Source organism: Anaerobacillus sp. MEB173 (assembly GCF_052119505.1).
GTDB lineage: Bacteria > Bacillota > Bacilli > Bacillales > JBJMAU01 > JBJMAU01.
Window position 1 is genome coordinate 479,202 of the sequence record NZ_JBJMAU010000002.1, and the last position, 20,472, is coordinate 499,673.

Consider the following 20,472-nt stretch of genomic DNA (forward strand, 5'->3'; position numbering starts at 1 on the left):
TCTATTTCTATGGTTAGTTTTCGTTAGCTGAGTCTCGATGAAACAGGGCAACTTGAACTGAGTTAGAAGGACTACCTTCACGATTTGTTTGCACATTATATGGGACGACAACATATTCACGAGGTGAAAATATGTTTATTTTATCAAGTATAAATTCCCCCTTACCAGTTGTCGAACCCACCTCCAACAGCCCTGCTTCCGTAACCTCATAAATACGATATTTAAGTCTCTTATCCTTCGAAGGTCCCCATGTTAGTTTAACATGAAACAAACCATGAGATGATGCTTTAAGATCATCAATTTCGATATAACGAATTGGCGGCTCAAGTTCTCTTATATTTGCCGGTTTTACAAAACTTGAAGGGATCTCCTCAGCAATACTTTGATTTAGAATCTCTTTAAATAATGTCGTTGCATATTCACTGCCACCAGTTAAATATTGCTTTTCATTTGTTATATCGTATCCCATCCATAAAGCACCAACGACATTTGGGGTATACCCAACAAACCAGGCATCACGAACTCCACCCTGGACTGCAGGAAAAGACGTTGTTCCTGTTTTCCCTGCTAAGGCAAAATCAACGTCACCTTGTTTAGCAGTGCCTTCTGTTACTACTGATTCTAACATCCTTGTCATAAACCATGCAGTTTGAGCTGAAAAAACAGTTCGTTCGCTAACCTTGGACTCACCAATTAATTGTCCGTGTCGATCATAGATCTTTTCAATAAAATAAGGTTCCACTACTCTTCCTTCCTTGGCAAATGGCCGATAAGCTTTCGCTAATTCAAGCGGTGTCACACCATTCTTTAACCCACCTAAGGCAATTGCCAGTCCATCATCCGGGAACGAAATATCAAGTTCTCTTACCGTTTTCTTGGCAGAATCAATTCCAACTTCATTTAAAAGCCAAACGGCTGGTGCGTTGGCTGACATTGTTATCGCATCATACATTGTTAGTTCGCCTTCATAGCGATTTGTATAATTTCGCGGTTGATAACCATCATAGATCAAAGGCTCGTCCTTTAATAACGAATAAGGTTGGAAAGTTCCTGACTCTAATGCAGGCAAGTATACCGCTAGTGGTTTAAATGCCGAACCAGGTTGTCGTTTCACTTGAACACGATTTAGTCCTTTACTAGCGTATTCTCGACCACCTTGCACTGCTTTTACACCACCCGTTTCTCCATCAAAGAGAACAAAGGCTCCTTCAACTGCTGTTTCAGACGTTGGACTTGGAAAATAGTAGTCCTCTTGAAATAAATCATATGAAATCTTTTGTACGTCTATATCCATAGGCACTACAATTTGATACCCACCCGTTAATACTTCATTTAATGACAGATGATATTTACTCTCGGCCTCTTCAAGAACCATATCCACATAGGTTAAAAAGGCTGGATTTTGAGTAATCTTATTCAAATCGACGGATATCGTTCTCCCGTGGTACCGGACAACCTCCTCAGCTGATAAATAACCACGTTGTTCCATCACTGTTAATACCAAATCTCGACGCTGTTTATTCCGTTCCGGGTGATGGATTGGGGAATAAGAGCTTGGTGCCCTCAAAAGCCCTGCCAACATCGCTCCTTCATCCACTGTAAGTTCACTAACTCCTTTACTAAAAAATAGCTTTGCTGCTGTTTGAATACCATATGCGCCATGGCCAAAGTAACTTTGATTTAAATACATTTCTAACAGCTTATCTTTTGAATATCTTCTCTCAAGGTTAATCGCAATTAATACTTCCTTTGTTTTTCTTAACCATGTCTTTTCATTTGTGAGAAATGTATTTTTTACGAGTTGTTGAGTAATCGTTGATCCGCCTTCTACCTTTGATCTTGCAATCATATCTCGATACAGCGCTCTTCCAATTGCCCGGAAATCAATACCTTGATGTTCATAAAATCTAGCGTCCTCTATTGCAACAAATGCCTGTTTTACATGATCAGGGACTTCTGAGATCGTGATGATTTCCCGGTTTTCAATATAAAGTTTTGTTATCAGTTCACCATTTTTATCAATCAAAGACGTCGCTGAATCCATGACGAGTTTTTTATTATCGATCACATAATTTCCGGCAAAGATCATACTAAGATAAATAACAATTCCAATGAGAAAGGAAGTAATAAAAAGAAACGAACACACTATTACTTTTTTCTTTATTCTGACCACCTCCTCAATTGTAATTTATTTACCACTACCATACATTATTTTCGACATAAATTGAATATTTCTAACCTGTTTTGCACTTAATTCTAAGTCATTGAGGAAATGAATCATTTAATATTAATCCTATTGAAATCAACTTTATATATGTAATAGTTAAAAGTACGTTATAATAGATATGGAAATAGAAAGAAATCGGTCAATTTACTGGAGGTATTTACTAATGGAAGTTTCAATTTGGCTAGCTTTTTTTGCTGGTGTCATTTCATTTCTATCACCCTGTATTTTTCCATTAGTACCAGCATACTTAGCACAGTTAACTGGTACAAACATATCCAATAATCAAATTGAAGCAGAGAAAAAACTAATCATTTCAAGAAGCATTGGTTTCATTCTCGGTTTTACCATTATTTTCCTTTTACTTGGGGCAAGTGCTACTTTCTTAGGGCAGATCTTTCTGAAAAACACAAAGCTATTAGAACAGTTAGGTGGAATCATTATTGTCATCTTTGGATTGCAAATGTATGGTATTCTGCAAATTCAAATGCTCTTAAGTGAAAAACGATTTAAAGTATCTGCCAAGAAAACAACTAGTTTTGCACGTTCTGTATTATTCGGGTTCATCTTTGGTGCAGGCTGGTCACCTTGTATCGGGCTTGTTCTTGGTGCCATCCTTACTCTTGCAAGCCAAAGTGACACGATGATTAAAGGCATGGTCCTTCTTCTAGTTTATTCTTTCGGTTTAGGGATTCCATTTATCCTTGTTGCACTGTTATGGTCTCGTTCACTAAACAAAATGAAGCGGCTTAATCGTCTCATACCTAAAATCCAGAAAATTAGTGGTGTGATCATGATTGTTCTAGGTATCTTATTGTTTACTGGTTACTACAGTACGCTTTCTGCTTATTTGGCTCGATTTATACCGTTTAACTTTTAAATTAAATACTATATTGGGGGATGGAGAATGAACAATTTATTATTTGAGAAATTAGACGCCATTGAGAGTGAAATTATAAATATTCGTCGCTATTTACACCAATATCCAGAACTATCCTTTCAAGAAGAGAAAACACCGGCATATATTGCTGAGTACCATCAAAAGCTGGGTCATCACGTACGAAAGAATGTAGGTGGTCGGGGCATAGTTGCCACATTACAAGGGGCAAAGCCTGGAAAAACAGTTGCACTTCGAGCAGATTTTGATGGTTTACCAATACAAGACGAAAAAAATGTACCTTATAAGTCTAAAGTGCCAGGTGTCATGCATGCGTGTGGTCATGATGGACATACTGCGAGCTTACTGGGGCTTGCCAAAGTACTGAATGAGATGAAAGATGAACTAGAAGGAACCATCGTTTTTATCCATCAGCATGCTGAAGAAATTGCACCTGGCGGGGCCATTGATATGATTAAGGATGGCTGCCTTGAAGGTGTCGACGTTATTTTTGGAACTCATCTATGGTCGACAGAACCGTTAGGAAAGATCCAGTACCGAACAGGACATATTATGGCTGCGGCAGATAAATTTGAAATTGAAATTCATGGCCAAGGCGGGCATGGCGCTCAACCCCATCTCACAAAAGATGCGATCGTTATCGCTTCGCAGCTCGTAGTTAATTTACAGCAGCTTGTTAGCAGAAGGGTCGATCCAATGGAATCAGCTGTTGTTTCAGTCGGAGCATTTGAAGCAAAAAATGCCTTTAATGTCATTGCTAATAGTGCTAAATTAACCGGTACAGTGCGAACATTTAACGAAGATGTTCGGACAAATATTGAACAGGAAATGAAGCGTATCATTGATGGAACTTGTTACACCGCAAATGCACAGGCTAATTTCACCTACTCGCGTGGTTATCCAGCAGTCGTTAATCATCAAGAAGAAACTGAATTTCTAGCCAAAGTGGCGGAATGTGTCCCTGGGGTATCAATCGTCGAAGATATGGTTCCTCAAATGGGCGGAGAAGACTTTGCCTATTACTTGCAACACGTAAAAGGAACATTTTTCTTTACTGGGGCAAGAAACCCTGAATGGGCAGTTGCTTATCCTCATCACCATCCGAAATTTGATATTGATGAGAGAGCATTACTGATTGCGGCCAAAACGTTAGGTACAGCTACATTACAATATATAAAAAACAATCGGTAAGATTCACCGATTGTTTTTTAATAGACGTAAACGATATCCGTTCATTGCTGTTTCACCTAATACATCGAGGAAATGATAGTTTGCCAATGCCCCGACTACTGCCCCAAAACCTGGAATCATTTGTAGCATTTTAATTAAGTCAATATGGTCCCGGTACTCTAGTTGAAAAGCCTTCCAGTTTATTTCTTCTAAATACACTTCTTTTTCAGGAAAGCTGCCAACAATTTCATCCCACTCTACAATCGTATCAAAAACTTCGATTCTTTTTTCATCACTTGAGAAAGCCAATTGAAAGAGGTGTAAAATATAGAGACGTTCACGATAGTCAGTCACATCAAATCCATATATACTTGCTACATCAAACAGAAATTTCATTTTAATTCCTAATAATAATGGAAAGTCAGCCAAGCCTAAAAGAATACCGCCTGCCCCTGTACCTGCACCTTCTGCCGCAGCTGTCTTTTTATAGCTATTCAATTTTTGCAGCACAAGCTTCTCTCTTTCTTCTAACGACAATGATTGCAGCGGCATTTTTTTTGTTGTATATTCTGATCCGACTAATGTCGCTTGCACCATACTTTTAATACTTGTAGTCATCACATGATGAACTTTATCAGGAATAAAACTGTTCATTTTCGTTTGAACCTTTTTTACATACTTTCCAGTCATCGAGGGACGTTTTTGGATTTTACGTTCCCAACTTTTCAGTTCTTTTATCACTTTTTCTTGATAAGTATCCATTCTATCTCCGCATCCTCACCTAAAAATTCATATTCTTTTTACGTCGATGCACTAACTTGTATGCATAGACATAACTAATGACAAAACCAATCCCCGCAAAAAGAAACGCTTGAATAAGCACCTCTCCTGTAAAAATGAGCAGAACGAGAAACACAAAGCTTTTCAAAAATAAGAGGATAAACACAATTTGAGAAAAAGCAGCTTTCCGCTCTTGAACTGGTATCGGATATAAATCAAGCCAGATTTTTGTATCATGATGATTCCATAGCGTCGATAATTGCAACCCTGACATATAAACAACCAACACAAAAACAAATAAACGACTGTATCCTTCTGGAATTACAAATAAGAGAATTCCTCCTATTATGAGAAGCCTCATATAAATCCCAAAGTAATCGTCTGAACGGATAAATGTTTTACTGTAAATATATTGATACGTAAATTGCCTCTTAAAAGGAAACAGATTTGTGATTGAACTTACTATCCTTCGCTGTTTCACCCTTGCTTTTAACTTAGGTACATCGGTAAATGAATTAGCAACCCGGTAAAAAGTTGTTAACATCTTCTCTTCCATTACCAGTAAGTTCTCCCATTTTATGCTGTGTTTTTGACTTAAATGCCGGTAATAGAACAGCGTTAGTAGAAGCATAAGAAGTCCAATTGCTAGCAGAAAATAGAAAGGTGCCTGCGCAAATAAGAAAAACGTTAAGGTTACGTTAATAAAAAAACGTAACACCATATGCGCTGCCCTTGAACCTTCACTTTGTAACCGCTGCTCTTCCCATCTGCATAATAAATTCCACAAATTTGCGATTAACAAAATAAGTATTGTTAAGAGAAGGGCATTTCCTTCACTTGCTATTCGTTGTGAATAGAGTGGGGCTAAAACGATCATCACAAGAATGATAAAAAAGGATTGGAACAAAAAACTATAAATAATTGAACGCCTGAAATAGGCAGTTAACTTCCCTTCTATTGGTGTTAAAAAGACAAGATCTGCTTCCTTTACAAAAGTCCTAATTCTACTTCTTGTTACTATAAACGCAGTAATAACTGCCAAGATGTACGGTGTTGGAAAGGTTTCCGGCAACCATTTTAGAAACACACTATAATAATAACTACCAAATATAATTGCCAAATAAATCGTAAAAAGAAAGCCGCTGTTTCCAATCAGCCGTAAGTACCTGATCGCCTCATTCCAATAATCTTTTGCACGTTTATTCCAAATCTTAATCACTTCACTCATCGGACTTCTTCCTTTGTTACTTCTACATATATATCATCTAGCGTTGCATTTGGCAGGTTTGTTTTCGAACGTAATTGTTCCATCGTCCCTTCTAATACGATATGCCCTTGATGAAGAATAATAAAACGGTCACAATATCTTTCTGCAGTAGATAAAATGTGTGTAGACATTAAAATGCCCGCACCTTCATTTTTCATCTGTACCATAAGGTCCAAAATCGATTTAATTCCGATCGGATCCAGACCAACAAAAGGTTCATCAACAATATAAAGAGGGGGATGAACAAGAAAGGCGCACATGATCATTACTTTTTGACGCATCCCTTTTGAAAAATGACTTGGAAACCATTTAACCATTTTTTCCATACGGAACTCTTTTAATAGTGCTTCAGCCCTTGATTGAAAGGTTTGTTGATCAAGGCTATAGGCCATTGCTGTCACTTCTAGGTGCTCCCATAATGTCAGGTCATCATAGAGAATTGGCGTTTCAGGAATATATGTATAATGAGATCGATATGTATCCGGATTTTTTAAGAAGGTATGTCCGTTAATTGTGATTTCCCCTGACGAAGGCTCCATTAATCCAAGAATATGTTTGATTGTTGTACTTTTCCCTGCGCCGTTTAACCCAATCAAACCAACAATCTCATTCTTTTGTATTGATAAATTTATATTATGCAGGACGGGTTTACTGACTTGATATCCACCAGTAAGATCTTTAATTTTCAATATCGTTTCCATATAATTGATCTACCTCATTTACCTAATATTTACTACACTTACATTTTAACAGAATTCGCAGTTGTAACGAAATAACCGCTAACTTTAACTGTTACAAAATTAAAATAAAGAACAGCCCCTATTTCTATAGAAACTGTTCTTACTGTATTTATTCAGCTGGCTTTGGTGTCGGTGTTGGATCTGCATAGCCTTCTCTATATGCTTGATCAATCACTTCACGAATTTCAGTTGGTGAGTACCCTTCATCTGCGTATTTCATTGATACATAGGCTATTTCTAAACAAACACCACATTTCGTACCATGATCATCCCAGACGACTGTACCGTCCTCTTTATTCTCATGAATGTAACAGTTGTATACATGTTGGTGACCAAATGGTTCACAACCACAATAACATGGAATATGCTCCAATAATTCTTGATGATGCGGAACATCTTCATAAATATAGACAATATCCTCATGCAAACCATTTAAAAACGTCGGCAGTATTTCAATTGCGTCTGTTGTTTCACGAATATCGCCCAGCACTTCTATTTTAGTAGAATCATGAGCCTCGTTATGCTCAACTGTATCAGCTGAATTTTCCTGATTCTCCTGGTTAGCACTCTGTCCACCACAAGCAGCCAAGATCATCGCAAAAGTACACAATACTATACTTAATAAAACTTTTTTCATAGAATGATCATCTCCTTACCGTCTCATTATAACTTTTCGGTGACAATAAATCTATTTCATTTCAATGACGATAAATTAATAGATAATTATTTTTGTAAACCAGTAAAAAACCACCCCATGTGGAGTGGCTTCTCTTATATTAGTTTACGAGACGTTCTTTACCTTCCCAGAACTCTTTACGAATTTGTACCTTTTGAATTTTACCTGAGGCTGTTTTTGGTAATGCATCGGCAAATGTAACTCCTTTAGGAGCTTTGAAGTTTGCTAGTTTTGTTCTTGAGAACGCAATTAGCTCATCTTCAGTCAGGCTAGATCCTTGGCGAAGAACAACAACTGCATGTGGAACTTCCCCCCACTTTTCATGTGGAACAGCAATAACTGCAGCTTCTAAAACTGCTGGATGGTCATACAGTACACCCTCTACCTCGATAGATGAAATGTTTTCCCCTCCACTAATAATGACATCTTTCTTGCGGTCACAAATGAAGATATATCCATTTTCATCAACTGTAGCCATATCCCCAGTATGAAGCCAACCATTACGGATCGTTTCCATTGTTGCTTCTGGATTTTTCCAATAACCTTCCATAACTCCATTTGAACGAGTAACAACTTCCCCAACCTCTTGGTCATTATGGACAACTTCTTCTCCATTTTCATTGACTACTTTTACTTCACAGCCAATCATTGAATATCCTGTTCTTGATTTCAGACGATATTGATCATCCTTTGAAAGAGAACGATGCTGCGAACGCGGCGAAGAGATTGTCATTAACGGCGATGTTTCTGTCATCCCATATACTTGGATAAACTCCCAACCTAAATCTTCTTCAACACGTCTTACGAATGCTGGAGGCGGTGCAGAACCAGCAATCACAACACGCATATCTTGCTCAATTTGAGGTTTGTTTTGATCAGCATACTCCAGTAACGTATTGAGTACAGTTGGTGCCATGTGAGCAACAGTTACACCATGATTTTTTATCTTATTCATGATGATTTCAGCATCTACTTTACGAAGCATGACTTGTGTTGCTCCATTCGCTGTATAGTAGAACGGTGAACCCCATCCATTTACATGGAACATTGGTAAAATGTGAATCAATGTATCTTGATCTGACACTCGTAAGTGATGCATAACACTCATTGCATGCAAGTAGTTATTACGATGTGTAAGCATTACGCCTTTTGGATTTCCTGTTGTCCCACTTGTATATAAAAGACTGCAAACATCGTTCTCATCCAGTTCAGCACGTTCAAACGGTGTTGTCGGGTACTGACTGAGCCATTGATCATAATTTGTGCAGTCGTTATATTCTTTCGAAGCATTATGAACGATGATTTGTTTAACCGTTGTAAGTTCCCCACGAATTGGCTCAATTAACTCATATAAATCTTCATCAACAAATAATACTTTACTTTCACTATGATTTAAGATAAATACATAATCAGCTGGCTTTAGTCTTGTATTTAATGCTGTCATTACTGCTCCGAGCTGGAAAATACCATAGAAACCTTCTAGCATTTCAAGCGTATTTGGTGCTAAATAGGCAACTTTGTCACCTTTTGTAATATTAAGCGCTTTCAGCCCATGCGATAATTGATTAACTCTGTCATTTAATTGCGCATACGTTACAGTCTTTGAATCATCAATAACTGCTGTTTTCTCTCCATACAATGTAACAGCTCTGTCTAAAAAGTGAGTTAATAATAATGGTACATACATTGTGCGATAGCCCCTCTCCTATGAGAAATCCTATTTTCTCTAAATTGTTTAATAATTTAAACTTTTGAAATTATTATAACACAGATTCCTTCAACCGTAATCAAAATTTTCAATTTTTTTCACGCTGTTATATTACAACTTTCCATCTCTGTATTGACGGATTATGTCGAACCTCCTTCAGCACCATCCCCCACCATTCGACTTTTTTAACTTTTAGGCTCAGTTATCGTTTGATGTTGATTTTTGGCTCGTTCGTGTGAATTACTAAATTCACACGCCTTTCAGGTACTGAAAGGTTAGAATGTTAGAATGAAACTGGAAAAGAAAATGCATTTTCTTTTCCAGTTTCATTCTAACATTCAATAACGAGCCAAAAATCAACATCAAACGATAACACAGCTAACTTTACTATTCCCTACAAGAAAATTATCCCATAAACTATTCCTCTATAAAATATTCTTGTTTGACTTTTCTATGACATCGCTTTCTTTCATATTATTGAAAAAATTTTGTGAATAAAACGAAAAATAATAGATTATTTACACAAAATCATGTTAGGATAATACTATTATTTTAATCATTTAAAGTGACAATGGGATGGCAGTTGAAAAAATTATATTTTGGGAGTGGAGTTTCATGAAACGAGCGTATAACTTTAATGCAGGTCCTTCTGCATTACCAGAAGAAGTTCTAATTAAAGCGCAATCTGAGCTTGTGAACTTTAATAATACAGGCATGTCCGTAATGGAACTAAGTCATCGTAGTAAAGAGTATGAAGAAGTTCATAATAATGCACAAAATAGACTAAGAGAACTTCTTAATATCCCAGAAAACTATGAGGTCTTATTTATCCAAGGTGGAGCAAGCTTACAATTTTCAATGATTCCTATGAATTTCCTTTCAGAAAACAAAGTAGGAAACTATGTCCTAACGGGTTCGTGGTCTGAAAAAGCTCTTAAAGAAGCTAAACTTTTAGGAAACACAACAATAGGTGCAAGCAGTAAAGAAACAAATTTTGACCGCATCCCTGCATTGGATGAAATTACAATGAATGAAGACGATGCTTATCTTCATATAACATCAAATAATACAATCTTCGGTACACAATGGAACAATTATCCTAAGTTAGGAAATGGTCGTCTTATCGCTGATATGTCGAGTGATATTTTGTCAAAACCTATTCCTGTAGAAGATTTTGCAATGATTTATGCAGGTGCACAGAAAAACCTTGGTCCTTCAGGTATTACGGTTGTTATTATTCGCAAAGACTTGGTCGCTGAATCAAAGGAAACAATTCCAACAATGTTACGTTACAATACATTTGCTAATAATAATTCTCTCTATAACACACCACCTACATTTGCTATCTATATGCTTTCAGAAGTACTTGGCTGGGTCAAAGAACAAGGCGGTGCCGAAGGGATTTATGCTCGTAACAAAGAGAAGGCAGGAATCATCTATGATATCATCGATGAGAGCAACGATTTTTATCGTGGACACGCCGAGAAAGAAAGTCGTTCACTAATGAACATCACATTTAACTTAGCTACCGATGAGTTAAATAAAAAGTTTTTAGCTGAAGCAAAAGAAGCAGGGTTTGTTGGGTTAAATGGTCACCGCTCTGTTGGCGGCTGCCGTGCTTCCACATATAATGCTGTGACTTTAGAAGCATGCGAAGCTTTACGTAAGTTTATGATCGACTTTAAAAATAAACAGTAATCTTTTAAGCTAAGATTAATGACTTTTCATAGTCTAAATCTTAGCTTCCTTTCTAAAAAAAGAGAATTATTTGTTCAAGTAACACCTAAAAACTGTTGCAATATTGTGGAAAAATAACCAAGTTCATTATTTCTTCATGATGTCCACTTGTATTCCATTTAACATCATGTAAAATAGAATCAAAAGAACTTTACTATTCAAAAATAATAACAACATACTATTTTAGGATGGTGATTATCCAATGAATGGAAAGTCATTCTTAGCTGGAATTATTACTGGAAGTTTAATTGGTGGAACAATTGCTCTTTTAACATCACCTAAGTCTGGAAGTGACCTGCAAAAAACATTGAAAGAGAATGGGAAGCAGATGAAAAGTACGTTAACAAATGTAAAAAACAACAGTTTACAATTAAAAGATCAAGTTAAAGACACTGCAAAGGAAGGGGTTACTGCAGTACGTACTTTCTCAAATGAAATAAAGGATTCTGTTCAGGAATGGAAATCTGATGTTGAACCAAATGTAAAAAATATTTATGAAAATATTACAGAAATACAGAATACGATACTAGAATTGGAAGAGAAATTAGCAAACTCTAAGTAATAATTGGAAATTGATGGGAATTGAAATTATTTTACCGATAAAATAATGAATTTTTTGAAAACCTTTTTTTAGAATCTTTATTATTGAGTAATTTATTGTCATAATGAAAGAAAGAAAGAAAAAATATGTTAACAACAACGGAGGGGAGCTTATGGATAAGCATACACCTTATTCCCTAAAGCAATCGATTATGTTCAGCCATAAAGTCGCACAATTAAGTAAAGCTTTATGGAAGTCAGTAGAAAAAGATTGGCAATTGTGGATAAAGCCCTACAACTTAAACATTAATGAACACCATATTTTATGGATTGCTTATCATTTAGAAGGCGCATCGATCTCAGATATTGCACAATTTGGAGTCATGCACGTTTCAACTGCATTTAACTTTTCGAAAAAATTAGAGGAACGCGGACTATTATCATTTTCAAAGAAAGAGAATGATAAAAGAAATACGTATGTTTTTCTAACAGATGCAGGAGAGGAACTTCTATTAAAAACATTAGAAGATTATAATCCTACTACGTACAGTGTCTATGGCGGTGCATTACCTATTAAAGAATTATACGGGAAATTCCCTGAATTTTCAGAGATAATGAGCATCGTACGTCACGTATACGGCCCAGACTTTATGAATATTTTTGAAAAATCATTAGAAAATATTGAAAATGATTTTATTGAAGAAGATGGAAAATTAACGATTAAATCGAAGACAAAGGCTAACGCATAATTCATCGTTATCAAATATGATCTTCTTTTTGTATTAATTCCTCTAACTTCTCCATTAAAGAATTATATAAATTTTGTTGAGAAAGAGCTTTGATCGTTCTTAATGGATCTAACTTACTATTTAACATTCCCACAAAATGTACGAGGAGCGAAGTATAATGAATAAAACCGTCCTCTCTTTGCTCCTCTAATTGCTTTTCTAACTCTTCACATAAGGAAAAGACCTCTATCATTTCTTGTTCAGTTAATGCTTTTTCTATGACAATCTGAAAAAAGGGAAATTCATTTGACTTTACCATTTTCATAAGTATTCGTTGATAAAATTCAAGTCGTTCAATTCGCTCCTCTAATGTTTCCAATCTTTATCACCTCCCTTTTATTAAAATTCGAACAAAGTCATTTTTTCACCTGTTTAAAAATTAACGTTGGTATTGATATCGAAGTAATCTTTTAATCCGGGCCTTTAGCTCATCCATAGAAACCGGCTTAGTAATATAATCATCAGCCCCCATATTTAATGCATTTGCTACATCTTTTTCAGAGTTATTTCCCGTTAACATAATTACCGCAGTTTGTTTAAACTGAATATCACTCCGTAGCTTTTCCAATATTTCGTATCCATTAAAAATAGGCATCCAAACATCTAATAAAATAAGCTGTGGACTGTTTTCTTTAGCACTTTCTAGAGCTTCTTTCCCATCACAAGCAAAAAGTAACTCCCAGCCATCTTCAGCAAGTTCATTTTCTAATACTTTGCGAATAAACGCGTCATCATCAGCGATTAAGATCTTTAAAGAGCGTTTTTTACTCTTCATATAGTTTTTATATATAAGGAGCTGATTTCGTCCAGAGTTTTTGGCTTCGTATAGAGCTATATCGGCAAATTTAATAAGGTCTTCAGGCCGCTCTATGTTCATGTCATCCTTTGAAGCAATCCCCCCGCTAAATGTTTGGTTGATCGTCTCTTGTCCAACATTAATATTTATCTTACTAAATTTTTCTCTTATCGAGTCTAATCTTACTAATGCTTGTTCACTTGTTGTTCTTGGAAATAACAAAATAAACTCCTCGCCGCCATAACGTGCAAACACATCTGACTCACGGATATGGCTGGAGATAAAATTAGCAAATGTGACCAAAACCTTGTCTCCCATCGCATGTCCAAATCGATCATTTACTTGTTTAAAATAATCTAAATCAAAAATAATAACAGAATGATTAAACTCGCTTTCATTGCTATCTTGAAAGTAATAATTCAATTTCTCGAGAAAATATTTTCTTGTATATAAACCCGTTAGCTCATCGAGAAGTGTTTGTTTTTTTATGCGCTCATTTCTTTCTATTAATCGATGTAATCGAATTAATAATTCATCCATAACAAATGGTTTGGTTAAAAAATCATCGGCCCCTAGTTTGGCCCCTTCTAACTTTCCACTTAACTTTTGATTATTTGAGATTACGATAATTGGTACAAATGAATAACATGTTTCTTTCTGAAGTTCTGCAATAAAAGCATGTCCATCAATGTCAGTCATTACTGTATTTATCACAATACAGTCCGGACAATATTTAGCGATCTTTTCCAATCCATCTCTGCCACGATTGGCTTTTTCTACATGAAATCCTGCTTCCGAAAGAACTTTTGAAACCTTATTTAAAAACAATAAATCGCTATCGATAATTAAGACTGTTTTTGTCCCGGATTCAACGTTAAATGAACGCAATAAACTTATAATACTTTCATCATGAACCTTTGGTAAACGGTGCTTTATTTCATTAGGGTGCTCTACTAAAGTCATCATTTCTGCAATTAAGCTAAGTAAGACCCCCTCTAGATATTGGGGAAGAAGATACTTATTCATGTCACATATAAACACTGATTTTGACACACGTGATAAATGTGAAAGCTCCTTAAAGCCATATCGAAGTGCTTCTCTTTCCATCTGGAAGAATTGCTTTCGTATTGCTGCAGCTTCTTCTCCTTCTAATGAGGCATTCTTTCTTAACGTCACAAGCATTTTCTCTAGGCTTTGTTTTGTTTCTTTGATAAATAAATCCTTCCCCATTATCTTTGACACTTGAAGCTCCCCCAATAAACAGTTATGTACTCAATTTTATTTAAGTTTTGTTTGTATGATTATTATTTCGAAACTAGTTTCCTTTTATTATATCGTATTTTATAATAGATAATCATTGAAAGTAAGTAAATTTAATCACGTTTCTTTCCTATTATTTTATACTAATTTTTATTTACCTATTGATTTCTATTAAAAAACATCGTAAATTAGTCATAGTTTTCGTTTTATAAAGTTGTTGTAACGTTAGGGGTGAACATTATCATGAACTGCTGGAAGTCAATCCACATATCACGTGAATATAGTACTGGGCGTCTGATAATGATCGCCTTAACTGCTATGTTAGCTTATTTTAATATTTTTTATCTTTCATTCAGTGTTTTAATGACAACAGAATTAATTGAATACGGCTTTCTTGCTTTTTTTGTAGGAATTCTATTAATTATACCTTTGCATAAACTTTTGCATTGTATACCTATATGGTTAACAAGGCGAAAAGCAACATTAAGCATACGTATAATCAGAAACTGTATCCCACTTGTTTATTATCGTATATACGGGACCATCCCGAGGAATTTATCAATTCTATCTGTCGTAGCTCCGGCCGTCACAATAACCGGCTTTTGTATCATTGGCACATACTTTATGCCCTATTATTTACATTATTTTGCCATCTTTTCAGCAGTAAATATCGGACTTAGTGTTACTGACTTTATTTACCTGAAACAATTAATAAAAGCTCCAAAACATTCATATGTAGAAGATTTCTCGACCGGATTTCATATATTATTACGTCGTTCAGCGTAAAATAGAAGCCAACTAACATAACACTCGCTTCTATTTTACGTTAGGACTCCTTCTGAACTAGCTTATATAGTAGATAACAAGAAACACTTACTAGAATTACTGAAGTTATCATACTGCCCTCAGGCCCGAATTCCCCGCCATTAATATAGGGAGATCCGTAACTCATATAATCAATTGTAATGATTGATGGCAAACTGATTCCCGAAACACGAAATCCGTACACTGGGCCTTGAAAGAAATTCCATGTAATGTGAAGTCCTACAGCAAGCCAAATACTCCCCCTCCATTCTCTAAATAAAGCAAACATGAGCCCTGCTAATATTAAGTTAATGAAGGGCAGCCCAAACGAAAAGTGATTATTCCCTGCATGTAATAAAGAAAAACCAATTGCTGAAAAAGCAATTGCAAACCATTTGCCTGCATAATATTTTGCAGCACCCATTATCAAACCTCGAGAAAATAATTCTTCACTAAAACCAACCATTAAAAACAAAAAAAACAATGGGACCAATGACAATAAAACCTCTTTATTTACCATATAATATCTGATTGATACATCATCGGCAGTCAAAATGAGCAAGACGATTAACGACATTAAACAAAAACCAACAATAAGCCCGATACATAGTTCTTTTTTCCAATACTTCTCTTTAAAACCTATACTCCATTTCTTGTACCCGATATACTTCCAGATAAACCATGTAATGATTATAAAAGGTACAGTCTGTACAATACCACTGCTGGTCATCGACATAGAAATGCCTAACAACTGCACAAAATGATAACTGATACCCAAAACGATCAATATAAGTACATATGCTATTATTACGATCATTGTAGTCTTTGCTAGTCCTATTCCTATCTTCATCGCCTAGCCCCCAAGTGATCATTTGCTTCATTTTTATCTTTCGGTCATATGGAGATAATATAATTCAAATTCAATGACATCTCCTTCTAAATCAAAAGAGATTACATTGATAGACATAGACTCACTAAATTTCACTTCTGATATAGTAACATATACATATTGCTGATCTGCATAAATTTCCACCCATTTCGGAAGCTCAACAGCGTTTCTTACAGCCTGTAAAACAATATCACCTGGCAGTTGAAAGCCACCAATACTAAAAGACTGCAAGTGAAGAATAATATTCCCACCCTTTGTAACCTCTGGGTCAAAATCCAGTGTAATTGGAACAATCCTCCCAAGTAAAACAATAGAACTTTGAAACTTAACGGTGTCCTCTAATATTACAGTGTAAGGTAGATCGTTCTGTTGCTTGAACCACTCTGTTATTAAGATATTTAATTGATCTTTTGTTGTTGTTACCTGAAAGGTAGCTGTTTTTTCAATTATCGATTCTACAGGTGGATCTTTACTTTCCTCAACAGCTGGCGCATAACGATTTAACATCACAATAATCACAACAAACGCCACAACAATTAAGAATACTAACGAGAAGAAAGAATACATCCATATCTTACTTCTAAATTCTTTCATTTTTTCCTCCATAAAAAGTCTCAAAAATTTCAAGACTATTGTTTTTTTTTGAATTGAATAGGTTCTTTGACGTTTAACCACTATATTAATATTAATTTCTAGATGTTAACTCTATCTTTTTTGAAAGAATTTTGATAAAGTTATCTATGATATACGTATATTGGAGGTTACCACATGGTTGTTACCTTTTACATTTTTTTCGCACTCTTTATTTTATTTATGATAAATACCATGACAAATTCCCTTTGTTTGCAAAAAGAAATTCCTGAGGAACGTCAACCGAAAGTCTTTCGCACAATTAATATTTTAATCACCATTTTATTAACATCATCGTATTTAAAAATCTTTTTCACATAAAAGGGTAAAGCATCGTTAGCTTTACCCTTTTTTTTGATATTTTAGTACACCCAGGCTGCACCAACAATTACTAATAGAATGAACAGCACAACGATTAACGCAAATCCACCGTAGTATGCGTGACTCATGAATATTCATCCTTTCAATTTGTTTTTTTCAGGCTTTTCTACCTCTCTTACAGCCAAGCAGCACCTACAATAATTAATAAAATAAACAGCACAACGATTAACGCAAATCCACCGTGATATCCGTGAGACATTAACAAACACCTCCTTTGACTTTTCTACGTTATCCTATGCAGCGTCTAACTTAAACGAATGGGCGAGTATCATTGTTTACATGTAATTTAACTGCCTATCCCTCATTAATTTGTTTGTAACATCGTCATAAATTTGACTTATCTATGTCATTTTTCAAATAATGACATAAACCATTTTTAAATATGATTATTTTTATGCTATAGTAAGCAGTGGAATAAAAAATTTTTCTTTTTAAAGTAAATAACCAGATGCCTAACAAATAACAAATAAGGTAGATGATAAGGGAGATGGCCACACATGAAAAAACAAATATTTCTTTCAATTGCTATAGCTGGGGTTTTAGTTTTATCAGCATGTAATAATAGTACTGCACCTGAGGCTGGTTCGAATGAGATTCTCGTGGAGACAAGTGTTGGAAATGTAACAGAAGCAGAGTTTTTGGAGAGGCTGCAAGAAAAGCACGGAGAACAAGTATTAACTGAAATCGTACAAGCCAAAATTATCGAAGCAAAAGCAAAAGAGATGGGCATTACCGATGAAGAAATCGATGCAGAGTTAGAAAGAATGAAAGCTGATTTTGAAAATGACGAGCAATTTCTAATGACTATTCAAATGCAATTAGGTGTGAACAGCATTGAAGAATTCCGTGAAAATTTTGTCCCGGCTCAAATCGTCTTTACACGTTTACAAACAGCCGGTGTAGAAATTTCCGAGGAAGAAATCAGAGAGTATTATGAGGAAAATCTCGAGGAGTTTTCTGAAGTAGAAGCTCGACACATTTTAGTTGAGGATGAAGAAACAGCAAATGACATTATCGCTAAAATTAATGCTGGGGAAGATTTTGCTGAATTAGCAAAAGAACACTCGATTGATACTGGATCAGGAGCTAAGGGCGGTGACCTAGGCTACTTTAGTAAAGGAATGATGGTAGCACCGTTTGAAGAAGCTGCATTTTCACTTGATATTGGTGAAATTAGCGAGCCCGTAGAATCACAATTTGGATTTCATATTATCGAAGTAACAGGGCAGCAAGAATTTAGTTATGAAGATGTAAAAGATCGTATTCAAAACCGCTTAGCTCAACAACAAGCAAAAACCACCCAAGAAATTGAAAAAGAGCTTTTTGGTGAAGCAAATATTAAAGTTCATGATAGCCGATATAAGACACTATTTGATAGATAATCAATATTTACTCTAATGGCGATTCAATCGCTCATTTATTTTTTCCGCGTTTGCCTAGTACACGTTTGTATGTCATTTCATACAGTAGTTAGTGGGGATACGTCCTCCCTCAATTACTTTGAAAGGATGATGAACATGTCTGGATGCACAACAGGTTACGGGGGATTCACATTAATTGTTGTATTATTTATCCTATTAATCATTGTAGGGGCTGCTTACGTAGGGTACTAATAATTAGAGAAAAAAAGGACTGTGTTGGCAGTCCTTTTTTCTTATGATGATGCTTTCTCACGCCGTTTTTTCTCTTCTGCTAGTCTTTTCATATAAACTTCTCCTTCTTGTTCAATAAATTGCTGTTCGTCACGATATTCTTCTCTCGAATGTTTAGTAAACATATAACCACTTAGAATGATTCCAGCAATGATAATATACGTCCACCAAGGACTAGCCATTATTGTACTCCAAAGCGGTCCTAGTGTACTTATTGATCCAATCAGAAAAAAGGCTACTATTAATCCAATCATAATAAATCCTAATTTACTAATTTTCATAATGATTCCCCTTTCTTAGACAAGCCTTCTGTTAACAAAATATGCTCTAAGATAAGGGAATATACTAAATTTAATTTATAATTTAGAATGTAGAATTATTTGAGTAATTCAATGTTGTTCTTCATTGATAAAGCTTAAAAATCTTTTAACTCTAAATTCTACATTCGCTTTTTAAATATCCAACGGTGGTTCGTGGAATGTTGGCTTGTAGAAAGAGCGGTTATCGAGTGACATTACTCGTTCTGAGAACTCTCCAGGCTGAACACGCTCTAACGCACGATCCAACATGTTCATCTTTGCATCTATATTATCAATCATATGCAATATCTCTGCTTCACGAACTAACGGTGGTTTAGGACTCCCCCATTCTCCTTTGGAGTGATGACTCAAAACGAGGTGCTGTAAGATCAGCACTTCTTCCCCTTCTATCCCTAAATCTTTTGCCGTCTGTCCAATTTCATTAACCATAATTGAAATATGACCGAGCAACTTCCCTTCAATTGTATACGCCGTTGATATAGGTCCCGAGAGCTCCCTTACCTTACCTAAGTCATGAAGAATAACACCTGCATATAACAAATCTGTATCAAGGCTCGGGTATAAATTCGCAATCGCTCTTGCCACATCTAACATCGAAACAACATGGTAAGCTAGGCCTGAAACAAATTCATGATGATTCTTTGTTGCTGCAGGCGATTGTAAAAATGCGTCACGATGATTTTTCAACAGCTGTCTAGTAATCCTTTGTATATTTGAGTTTTTCATTTCGAATATGTATTGAGTAATTCTTTCATACATTTCTTCGGGATCGATTGGGGCGGATTTGAGAAAATCAGAAACTTTAACATGGTCCATGGCTGTAGTAGGACGGATGCTTTTTATTTTTAATTGTTTTTTTCCACGATAATCATTGATGTCTCCAATTACATTTACAATGGCTTGTCCGATAAAAACAGCTTCATCCTCTGGAGAACATCCCCATAACTTCGCTTCAATTTCCCCTGTATGATCGCATAAAATTAAAGTTAAAAACGGTTTCCCATTACTGGCCGTCGCTTTTATTGCTGATTTAATCAGCAAGTAACATTCTACTTTGTCACCTATATTGTGATGGATTATTCCTTTGCTCACTATACTCTTCCCCCATTCAACGAACATTCTTTCAAATAGTATAGCATACAATATTGTTCATCTCTGTTGTATCAGAAAAAAACCTTCCTTAAGCATTTACGCAGGAAGGTTTTATCCTAT

General features: G+C 35.6%; 22 protein-coding genes and 1 pseudogene. 9 read left to right on the plus strand and 14 right to left on the minus strand.

Annotated features, from left to right (window positions below; all coding sequences use genetic code 11):
• Window positions 1-13 precede the first annotated feature (13 nt).
• Window positions 14-2,164 (minus strand): transglycosylase domain-containing protein, encoded by a 2,151-nt coding sequence (locus tag ACJ2A9_RS06945; RefSeq protein WP_441421041.1) that lies wholly within the window; start codon window positions 2,162-2,164, stop codon window positions 14-16.
• A gap of 226 nt (window positions 2,165-2,390) precedes the next feature.
• On the opposite strand from ACJ2A9_RS06945, the gene ACJ2A9_RS06950 reads away from it, so the two are divergent.
• Together ACJ2A9_RS06950 and ACJ2A9_RS06955 are read left to right on the plus strand one after the other, a co-directional pair.
• Window positions 2,391-3,104: a cytochrome c biogenesis CcdA family protein gene (locus tag ACJ2A9_RS06950; protein ID WP_441420888.1), complete on the plus strand. Its 714-nt coding sequence runs from the start codon at window positions 2,391-2,393 to the stop codon at window positions 3,102-3,104.
• 27 nt (window positions 3,105-3,131) lie between these two features.
• The gene (locus ACJ2A9_RS06955; RefSeq protein ID WP_441420889.1) at window positions 3,132-4,313 is read left to right on the plus strand and encodes a M20 family metallopeptidase; all 1,182 of its coding nucleotides are present in this window, start codon (window positions 3,132-3,134) and stop codon (window positions 4,311-4,313) included.
• 3 nt (window positions 4,314-4,316) lie between these two features.
• Here ACJ2A9_RS06955 and ACJ2A9_RS06960 read toward each other — a convergent pair whose 3' ends face one another.
• The 5 genes from ACJ2A9_RS06960 to ACJ2A9_RS06980 all read right to left on the minus strand — a co-directional run bounded on the left by ACJ2A9_RS06960 (window position 4,317) and on the right by ACJ2A9_RS06980 (window position 9,442).
• Window positions 4,317-5,054 carry an EcsC family protein gene (locus ACJ2A9_RS06960; protein WP_441420890.1) on the minus strand — a complete coding sequence of 246 codons (738 nt, stop codon included), beginning with the start codon at window positions 5,052-5,054 and terminating at the stop codon, window positions 4,317-4,319.
• Between the two features lie 19 nt (window positions 5,055-5,073).
• A complete protein-coding gene (locus ACJ2A9_RS06965; protein WP_441420891.1) occupies window positions 5,074-6,300 on the minus strand; it encodes an ABC transporter permease in 1,227 nt (408 codons plus the stop codon).
• Entirely contained in the window at window positions 6,297-7,040 is a 744-nt protein-coding gene (locus ACJ2A9_RS06970) for an ABC transporter ATP-binding protein (RefSeq protein WP_441420892.1), read from the minus strand. Before ACJ2A9_RS06970 ends, ACJ2A9_RS06965 begins: the two co-directional genes overlap by 4 nt.
• 148 nt (window positions 7,041-7,188) lie before the next feature.
• A complete protein-coding gene (locus ACJ2A9_RS06975) occupies window positions 7,189-7,716 on the minus strand; it encodes a PCYCGC motif-containing (lipo)protein (protein WP_441420893.1) in 528 nt (175 codons plus the stop codon).
• 139 nt (window positions 7,717-7,855) lie between these two features.
• A complete protein-coding gene (locus ACJ2A9_RS06980) occupies window positions 7,856-9,442 on the minus strand; it encodes a fatty acid--CoA ligase (protein ID WP_441420894.1) in 1,587 nt (528 codons plus the stop codon).
• Window positions 9,443-10,078: 636 nt separating this feature from the next.
• Here ACJ2A9_RS06980 and serC point away from each other — a divergent pair.
• The 3 genes from serC to ACJ2A9_RS06995 all read left to right on the plus strand — a co-directional run bounded on the left by serC (window position 10,079) and on the right by ACJ2A9_RS06995 (window position 12,489).
• A complete protein-coding gene (gene serC / locus ACJ2A9_RS06985; RefSeq protein ID WP_441420895.1) occupies window positions 10,079-11,161 on the plus strand; it encodes a 3-phosphoserine/phosphohydroxythreonine transaminase in 1,083 nt (360 codons plus the stop codon).
• Between the two features lie 241 nt (window positions 11,162-11,402).
• Window positions 11,403-11,762, plus strand: a complete 360-nt coding sequence (locus ACJ2A9_RS06990; RefSeq protein WP_441420896.1) for a YtxH domain-containing protein — start codon at window positions 11,403-11,405, stop codon at window positions 11,760-11,762.
• A gap of 151 nt (window positions 11,763-11,913) precedes the next feature.
• Window positions 11,914-12,489: an HTH-type transcriptional regulator Hpr gene (locus ACJ2A9_RS06995; RefSeq protein ID WP_441420897.1), complete on the plus strand. Its 576-nt coding sequence runs from the start codon at window positions 11,914-11,916 to the stop codon at window positions 12,487-12,489.
• A gap of 10 nt (window positions 12,490-12,499) precedes the next feature.
• Here the strand turns inward: ACJ2A9_RS06995 and ACJ2A9_RS07000 are convergent, their stop codons facing one another.
• Window positions 12,500-12,847 carry a DUF1878 family protein gene (locus ACJ2A9_RS07000; protein WP_441420898.1) on the minus strand — a complete coding sequence of 116 codons (348 nt, stop codon included), beginning with the start codon at window positions 12,845-12,847 and terminating at the stop codon, window positions 12,500-12,502.
• A gap of 60 nt (window positions 12,848-12,907) precedes the next feature.
• On the minus strand, window positions 12,908-14,566 hold the full coding sequence (locus tag ACJ2A9_RS07005) for a response regulator (protein ID WP_441420899.1): 1,659 nt from the start codon (window positions 14,564-14,566) through the stop codon (window positions 12,908-12,910).
• 261 nt (window positions 14,567-14,827) lie between these two features.
• Here ACJ2A9_RS07005 and ACJ2A9_RS07010 point away from each other — a divergent pair, with 261 nt between their 5' ends.
• Window positions 14,828-15,370, plus strand: a complete 543-nt coding sequence (locus ACJ2A9_RS07010) for a DUF3267 domain-containing protein (RefSeq protein WP_441420900.1) — start codon at window positions 14,828-14,830, stop codon at window positions 15,368-15,370.
• Window positions 15,371-15,410: 40 nt separating this feature from the next.
• On the opposite strand, the gene ACJ2A9_RS07015 is transcribed toward ACJ2A9_RS07010, so the two are convergent.
• Window positions 15,411-16,238 (minus strand): CPBP family intramembrane glutamic endopeptidase, encoded by an 828-nt coding sequence (locus tag ACJ2A9_RS07015; RefSeq protein ID WP_441420901.1) that lies wholly within the window; start codon window positions 16,236-16,238, stop codon window positions 15,411-15,413.
• A gap of 33 nt (window positions 16,239-16,271) precedes the next feature.
• Window positions 16,272-16,871, minus strand: coding sequence for a YpmS family protein (locus tag ACJ2A9_RS07020; RefSeq protein ID WP_441420902.1), 600 nt, complete (start codon window positions 16,869-16,871; stop codon window positions 16,272-16,274).
• 174 nt (window positions 16,872-17,045) lie between these two features.
• Here ACJ2A9_RS07020 and ACJ2A9_RS07025 point away from each other — a divergent pair, with 174 nt between their 5' ends.
• On the plus strand, window positions 17,046-17,228 hold the full coding sequence (locus tag ACJ2A9_RS07025; RefSeq protein ID WP_441420903.1) for a hypothetical protein: 183 nt from the start codon (window positions 17,046-17,048) through the stop codon (window positions 17,226-17,228).
• Between the two features lie 41 nt (window positions 17,229-17,269).
• On the opposite strand, the gene ACJ2A9_RS07030 is transcribed toward ACJ2A9_RS07025, so the two are convergent.
• A complete protein-coding gene (locus ACJ2A9_RS07030; protein WP_441421042.1) occupies window positions 17,270-17,356 on the minus strand; it encodes a YjcZ family sporulation protein in 87 nt (28 codons plus the stop codon).
• 47 nt (window positions 17,357-17,403) lie between these two features.
• Complete coding sequence (locus tag ACJ2A9_RS07035) at window positions 17,404-17,487, minus strand: YjcZ family sporulation protein (protein ID WP_441421043.1); 84 nt, start codon at window positions 17,485-17,487, stop codon at window positions 17,404-17,406.
• 298 nt (window positions 17,488-17,785) lie between these two features.
• Here ACJ2A9_RS07035 and ACJ2A9_RS07040 point away from each other — a divergent pair, with 298 nt between their 5' ends.
• Complete coding sequence (locus tag ACJ2A9_RS07040; protein ID WP_441420904.1) at window positions 17,786-18,670, plus strand: peptidylprolyl isomerase; 885 nt, start codon at window positions 17,786-17,788, stop codon at window positions 18,668-18,670.
• Window positions 18,671-18,811: 141 nt separating this feature from the next.
• Window positions 18,812-18,901 (plus strand): annotated as a pseudogene (locus tag ACJ2A9_RS07045) (YjcZ family sporulation protein); the annotation flags it as partial.
• A gap of 41 nt (window positions 18,902-18,942) precedes the next feature.
• Here ACJ2A9_RS07045 and ACJ2A9_RS07050 read toward each other — a convergent pair.
• Complete coding sequence (locus ACJ2A9_RS07050) at window positions 18,943-19,125, minus strand: sporulation YhaL family protein (RefSeq protein ID WP_441421044.1); 183 nt, start codon at window positions 19,123-19,125, stop codon at window positions 18,943-18,945.
• A gap of 267 nt (window positions 19,126-19,392) precedes the next feature.
• On the minus strand, window positions 19,393-20,352 hold the full coding sequence (gene yhaM, locus ACJ2A9_RS07055; protein WP_441420905.1) for a 3'-5' exoribonuclease YhaM: 960 nt from the start codon (window positions 20,350-20,352) through the stop codon (window positions 19,393-19,395).
• Window positions 20,353-20,472 lie beyond the last annotated feature (120 nt).

Coding starts and splice junctions, on each gene's coding strand:
- ACJ2A9_RS06950 (WP_441420888.1), top strand. CDS start 2,391: ATGGAAGTTTCAATTTGGCTAGCTTTTTTTGCTGGTGTCATTTCATTT.
- ACJ2A9_RS06955 (WP_441420889.1), top strand. CDS start 3,132: ATGAACAATTTATTATTTGAGAAATTAGACGCCATTGAGAGTGAAATT.
- ACJ2A9_RS06960 (WP_441420890.1), bottom strand. CDS start 5,054: ATGGATACTTATCAAGAAAAAGTGATAAAAGAACTGAAAAGTTGGGAA.
- ACJ2A9_RS06965 (WP_441420891.1), bottom strand. CDS start 6,300: ATGAGTGAAGTGATTAAGATTTGGAATAAACGTGCAAAAGATTATTGG.
- ACJ2A9_RS06970 (WP_441420892.1), bottom strand. CDS start 7,040: ATGGAAACGATATTGAAAATTAAAGATCTTACTGGTGGATATCAAGTC.
- ACJ2A9_RS06975 (WP_441420893.1), bottom strand. CDS start 7,716: ATGAAAAAAGTTTTATTAAGTATAGTATTGTGTACTTTTGCGATGATC.
- ACJ2A9_RS06980 (WP_441420894.1), bottom strand. CDS start 9,442: ATGTATGTACCATTATTATTAACTCACTTTTTAGACAGAGCTGTTACA.
- serC (WP_441420895.1), top strand. CDS start 10,079: ATGAAACGAGCGTATAACTTTAATGCAGGTCCTTCTGCATTACCAGAA.
- ACJ2A9_RS06990 (WP_441420896.1), top strand. CDS start 11,403: ATGAATGGAAAGTCATTCTTAGCTGGAATTATTACTGGAAGTTTAATT.
- ACJ2A9_RS06995 (WP_441420897.1), top strand. CDS start 11,914: ATGGATAAGCATACACCTTATTCCCTAAAGCAATCGATTATGTTCAGC.
- ACJ2A9_RS07010 (WP_441420900.1), top strand. CDS start 14,828: ATGAACTGCTGGAAGTCAATCCACATATCACGTGAATATAGTACTGGG.
- ACJ2A9_RS07015 (WP_441420901.1), bottom strand. CDS start 16,238: ATGAAGATAGGAATAGGACTAGCAAAGACTACAATGATCGTAATAATA.
- ACJ2A9_RS07020 (WP_441420902.1), bottom strand. CDS start 16,871: ATGAAAGAATTTAGAAGTAAGATATGGATGTATTCTTTCTTCTCGTTA.
- ACJ2A9_RS07025 (WP_441420903.1), top strand. CDS start 17,046: ATGGTTGTTACCTTTTACATTTTTTTCGCACTCTTTATTTTATTTATG.
- ACJ2A9_RS07030 (WP_441421042.1), bottom strand. CDS start 17,356: ATGAGTCACGCATACTACGGTGGATTTGCGTTAATCGTTGTGCTGTTC.
- ACJ2A9_RS07035 (WP_441421043.1), bottom strand. CDS start 17,487: ATGTCTCACGGATATCACGGTGGATTTGCGTTAATCGTTGTGCTGTTT.
- ACJ2A9_RS07040 (WP_441420904.1), top strand. CDS start 17,786: ATGAAAAAACAAATATTTCTTTCAATTGCTATAGCTGGGGTTTTAGTT.